Origin of the sequence: Hyunsoonleella rubra, assembly GCF_042684665.1 — a bacterium.
Taxonomy (GTDB): Bacteria; Bacteroidota; Bacteroidia; order Flavobacteriales; family Flavobacteriaceae; genus Jejuia; species Jejuia rubra.
This window is the reverse complement of record NZ_JBHULY010000031.1, coordinates 1-1,861: the sequence shown is the minus strand read 5'-3', so window position 1 is coordinate 1,861 and position 1,861 is coordinate 1. Positions and strand designations below refer to the sequence as shown.

Annotated in this window: 2 protein-coding genes; both read left to right on the top strand. The window is 31.0% G+C overall.

Annotated features, from left to right (window positions below; genetic code table 11):
• Positions 1-264: 264 nt before the first annotated feature.
• A complete protein-coding gene (locus tag ACFSR8_RS12995) occupies positions 265-1,044 on the top strand; it encodes a DUF6090 family protein (RefSeq protein ID WP_380292694.1) in 780 nt (259 codons plus the stop codon).
• Positions 1,045-1,220: 176 nt separating this feature from the next.
• A complete protein-coding gene (locus ACFSR8_RS12990) occupies positions 1,221-1,775 on the top strand; it encodes an SRPBCC family protein (protein ID WP_380292692.1) in 555 nt (184 codons plus the stop codon).
• Positions 1,776-1,861 lie beyond the last annotated feature (86 nt).

Genomic DNA, 1,861 nt, shown 5'->3' with positions numbered 1-1,861 from the left:
TTATGCTGTTCTTTATCAAAGAACGAATTCTTATATTGTATCCTTGAACAGCGCAGGACACACAACTACTAGCAACAACATATATAATTTATTGCTGGCTTATTGTCTACTTACGAAAATCCTCGCGAATTTTCTTTGTCAGTAATTATTTATTAATTTAACGCAAAATTCACGCAACAAATCATATATAAACACGTTGTGCTTCATTATTCTCACTCGATCGGAATAAAATAATTATCCTAACTTTCCAGAAACAACCAACCAATGATAAAATTCTTTAGAAAAATTCGCCAAAGCTTGCTTATGGAAAATAAAACTGGAAAATATTTCAAATATGCAATTGGCGAGATTATCCTTGTTGTTATCGGAATTTTGATAGCGCTTCAAATCAATAATTGGAATGAAAAACGAAAAGCTTCAAACGAAGAAATTAAAATTTTAAAAGCTTTAGAAGCTGATTTTAAAGTCTCAAAACAACGAATAGAAGAAACTATAAAAATTCAATCTAGAGTAATGGATTATAGTCAAATTCTTATCAATATTCATGAAAATAGAAATCAGAATCAGTTTCAATATTTTGACACTCATCTAGACTCTCTAAACAACTTGATTGCTTATGGAATTTCATGGTATCGTGCAGAACCAATTACGGGAGCGTATAATTCGTTAACAAATTCGGGGAAAATTGACCTAATAAAAAATGAAGAATTAAGGCATTTATTGGCTCAATTTATTGCAGACTTTGATTCTGGTTTTGAGGATCAAGAAAGTGCAATGCTGTTACTAGACAAACTCAATGATGATACTAATCATTTTATTTTAAAAATAGCAGATAATAAATTTAGAAAACGATTTAATTACAATTTAAGAAAAATCGACAGTATAAAAATAGCTGAATCCTTTTTTACAAATGATTCATTCTTTGGCAATTTATATTTAAAATCTGTCTTAGAATACAACAGAATATTAAGACAAAAGCAGTTATTAGAACAATCAAAGTCTATTTTAAAAATCATCAACGACGAGTTAGAAAATAAAAAATAACGAAAGCACAACAACGTGTATAGCCAATTGCTTGTTCTGTGTGTACTCGGAAAATCCTTCGGATTTTCCTCTTGTTCGGTTTCTTTTACTAACTTAGTTCTAGCCAACGCAACTAACCATACACAAACACGTTGCCCACAATTTGAGAAAACGAGATAATGAAAAAATATAGTCAAATGAAAAAAATATTAATGCTTCTCTTTTCAGTCTTTCTGACCTCAATTACATTCGGACAAGAGAAAAGAGTTATATCGAAAATTGATTCGACAAAAACGCCAGAGTTAGTTCTGATTCAAGAACTCACAGTAAAAGCACCAATCGATTCAGTTTGGAAAGCATATACTACTAAAAAAGGTTGGGAAAATTGGGCTGTACCTCTTGCAGAAATTGACCTAAAAGTTGGTGGATATATCAAAACGAATTACAATGAACAAGGGAAAATTGGAGATAGCACTACAATTGTTACTCACATCATAAATTACGTACCAAAAAGACTTCTGACTTTGCAAGCGGAAATAACCGATAATTTCCCTGAATTTATGAAAGATGATGCCAAAGATTTTTTCAATGTTATTTATTTTGATGAGTTAGAAAACGGAGATACTAATATTAAATCATTCGGAATTGGATATAAAAACAATCCGAAATACCTTTCATTAATGAATTATTTCATTCCAGCCAATGAAAAGACCTTAATGAAACTAATCGCTTACTTGGAAAAAAAGAACTGAAAATAAAAAACTGTGGGCAACAACGGTAACCGTTGCGCAAGCCGCCATAAAAACCCATAATTTCTGCAACAGACTCGTTTTAAGGA